Origin of the sequence: uncultured Leptotrichia sp., assembly GCF_938036635.1 — a bacterium.
In the GTDB taxonomy this organism is placed as follows: Bacteria; Fusobacteriota; Fusobacteriia; order Fusobacteriales; family Leptotrichiaceae; genus Leptotrichia; species Leptotrichia hongkongensis.
In genome coordinates this window covers 1-3,146 of record NZ_CALHQO010000439.1, presented here as the reverse complement: position 1 = coordinate 3,146, position 3,146 = coordinate 1, and the positions used below count along the sequence as shown (strand labels likewise).

At 33.4% G+C, this 3,146-nt stretch carries 4 protein-coding genes; all 4 read left to right on the top strand.

All coding sequences use genetic code 11. The annotated features are described in order from the left end of the window. The coding region (locus tag Q0370_RS08775; protein ID WP_299574740.1) for a PTS system mannose/fructose/N-acetylgalactosamine-transporter subunit IIB at positions 1 to 704 on the top strand (704 nt) is incomplete at its 5' end. Between the two features lie 15 nt (positions 705 to 719). Next, the gene (locus Q0370_RS08770) at positions 720 to 1,535 is read left to right on the top strand and encodes a PTS mannose/fructose/sorbose transporter subunit IIC (protein WP_299574738.1); all 816 of its coding nucleotides are present in this window, start codon (positions 720 to 722) and stop codon (positions 1,533 to 1,535) included. 17 nt (positions 1,536 to 1,552) lie between these two features. Further along, a complete protein-coding gene (locus Q0370_RS08765) occupies positions 1,553 to 2,467 on the top strand; it encodes a PTS system mannose/fructose/sorbose family transporter subunit IID (protein ID WP_299574735.1) in 915 nt (304 codons plus the stop codon). 134 nt (positions 2,468 to 2,601) lie between these two features. Next, positions 2,602 to 2,976, top strand: a complete 375-nt coding sequence (locus tag Q0370_RS08760; RefSeq protein WP_299574732.1) for a DUF956 family protein — start codon at positions 2,602 to 2,604, stop codon at positions 2,974 to 2,976. Positions 2,977 to 3,146: the final 170 nt, after the last annotated feature.

Sequence of the window (3,146 nt, the reverse complement as noted above, 5' to 3'; positions counted from 1 at the left end):
TGCTTTTAGCAGCTTTATCAGAAAGAGAAGACTTAAATACAGCTCATGAAGTAGCAAAGGCTATTGTTCCAGAAGGAAGAGATCAAGTCAAGGTTCGTCCTGAAGAATTACAGCCTAAAGAAACAGTAGCAAAAGCAGAAGCTCAAGATGACACGCCAAAAGGAGCAATTCCAGAAGGAACAGTTATCGGAGATGGGAAAATAAAATTTGTTCTAGCTCGTATTGATACACGTTTGTTACACGGACAAGTTGCAACAAGCTGGACAAAAGCAACAAATCCAAATAGAATAATCGTAGTTTCAGACACAGTTTCAAAAGATGAACTACGTAAAAAATTAATCGAACAGGCAGCGCCTCCAGGTGTACGTGCACATGTTATTCCGCTTGACAAATTAGTAGAAGTTTCAAAAGATCCAAGATTTGGGAATACAAAAGCATTATTGCTATTTGAAAATCCTCAGGATGCACTTTATGTAATTGAAAAAGGTGTAGATATTAAAGAGTTAAATGTAGGATCAATGGCACATAGTGTTGGAAAAGTTATGGTAAACAATGTACTTTCAATGGATCAGAATGATGTTGACACTTATAAGAAACTTAGAGATTTAGGTGTTCAATTTGATGTAAGAAAAGTTGCTGCTGATAAGAGAGCAGACTTATTTAAACTAATTTCAGAAAAACAAAACGAAGGATTAAAACTTTAATTTTAGGAGGTTATTATGGATTTTAATATTTTATCAATTATTTTAATATTAATCGTCGCATTTCTAGCAGGAATGGAAGGAATCCTTGACCAGTTCCAATTCCATCAGCCAATTATTGCGTGTTCATTAGTTGGAGTTGCTACGGGACGTATTGGTGAATGTATTATTTTAGGAGGAGCATTACAATTAATTGCTCTAGGTTGGGCTAATATAGGAGCAGCAGTTGCACCTGATGCAGCTCTTGCCTCTGTTGCTTCGGCTATCATTTTTGTTAAAGCAGGTAATTTTACTCCTGATGGACGTAATGTTGCAATTGCAGCGGCAATTACACTAGCTACAGTTGGTTTAGTTTTAACTATGGTTGTTCGTACTTTATCAGTAGTTATTGTTCACCAGGCAGATAGAGAAGCAGAAAAAGGAAATTTCAAAGGTGTAGAGTTATGGCACATGGTAGCTCTTGCTTGTCAAGGATTACGTATTGCAATTCCAGCAGGATTACTGTTATTTATACCTTCTGAAATTATTCAAGGAGCATTAGGGTCATTACCAGCATGGTTTACTGAAGGAATGACTATTGGTGGTGGATTTGTTGTAGCTGTAGGATATGCAATGGTTATTAATTTGATGGCAAATAAAGAAGTATGGCCATTCTTCTTCTTAGGGTTTGCATTAGCACCAGTAAATCAACTTACATTAATTGCAACAGGAATTATCGGTGTATGTGCAGCTATTATTTACTTAAATGTTACTAATAACAAAGGTAACGGTGGTGGAGATGGAGGTTCAACTTCTTCTGGAGATCCGTTAGGTGACATTTTAAATGATTATTAATAAGGGAGGAATAAGAAATGGCAGAAAATAAAATAAAATTATCAAAATCAGATCGTCGTAGTGTAATGTTACGTTCTCAATTTCTTCAAGGTTCTTGGAATTACGAACGTATGCAAAATGGAGGTTGGGCTTATTCTTTAATCCCGGCATTGAAAAAATTATATCCAAATAAAGATGATGCTTCGGCAGCTTTAAAAAGACATATGGAATTCTTTAATACTCACCCATATATTGCTGCTCCAATTTTAGGAGTAACTCTTGCTCTTGAAGAAGAAAGAGCAAATGGAGCAAAAATTGATGATGCAGCTATTCAAGGGGTAAAAGTTGGAATGATGGGACCACTTGCAGGAATCGGAGATCCAGTATTCTGGTTCACAGTACGTCCAATTTTAGGAGCAATTGCAGCATCACTTGCAACAAGTGGTTCAGTTATTGCACCGTTGTTCTTCTTCATTTTTTGGAATCTAATTCGTATAGCATTTTTATGGTACACTCAAGAATTTGGTTACCAAAAAGGTGCTGAAATTACAAAAGATTTATCAGGTGGTTTATTACAAACCATTACAAAAGGAGCATCTATTTTAGGAATGTTCGTTATGGGAATTTTGGTTCAACGTTGGACTTCAATTAATTTCCCAATGATTGTATCAAAAGTTCCATTATCAAAGGGTGCTTATGTTGAATTTCCAAAAGAGGCTGTAAATGGTGAACAGTTACAAAAAATCTTAGGAGATCTTGCAAGTGGAGTTTCTCTTACACCAGAAAAAGTAACAACATTACAAGATAACTTAAATCAATTAGTGCCAGGATTAGCAGCTTTATTATTAACATTCTTATGTATGTGGCTTCTTAAGAAAAAAGTTAGTCCAATTTTAATTATCTTTGGACTATTTGCAGTGGGAATTTTAGGACACTTAGTTGGAATTTTCTAAAAATAAAGAATGACTACTAAAAATTCAATTTAAATAATTGGAAAATCTATTAAAAAGAGAGAAGTTGGAACTAAAAAGCCAACTTTTTTCTAATTTTATGTAATAAATTTGAATTAAAGAAATGAGGAATAAAAGTGGCTATTTCGATGAATACAAAAGTGTTATTTACAACAAAGGCAAATTCTCTATCGGGAATGTTTGGAAATAAAAATGGAGATATACTTGTAGGTGACAAAGCTTTCGAATTTTATAATAACCGTAATCCCGAAGACTATATTCAGATTCCTTGGGGAGAAATTGTGAGAGTGAGAGCACAAATCTTTTTTAAAGATAAGTATATTCGTGGTTTTTTCATAGATACTAAAAGTGCTGGATCGTATAATTTTGTTGTAAAAAATGCGGGAAAAACACTAAAGACAATGCGTGATTTTCTTGGAAATGAAAAAATTGTAAGAAATAAACCTGTATTGTCGCTGAAAAAAGTGTTTGAATGGTTTAAGAAGAAATAAAAATGACAGATTTGAAAATAAAAATGGACTAACTTTATATGATAGTCCAATTTTTTTATTTTATAAATATAGTAACACTAGTTTAAAACAGAACTCAAAAATTATGACTATTTTACTCAAACCCTGAATTATATAATTTCTAGCAGTTTAATTTTAAATAGGTTCGAGTA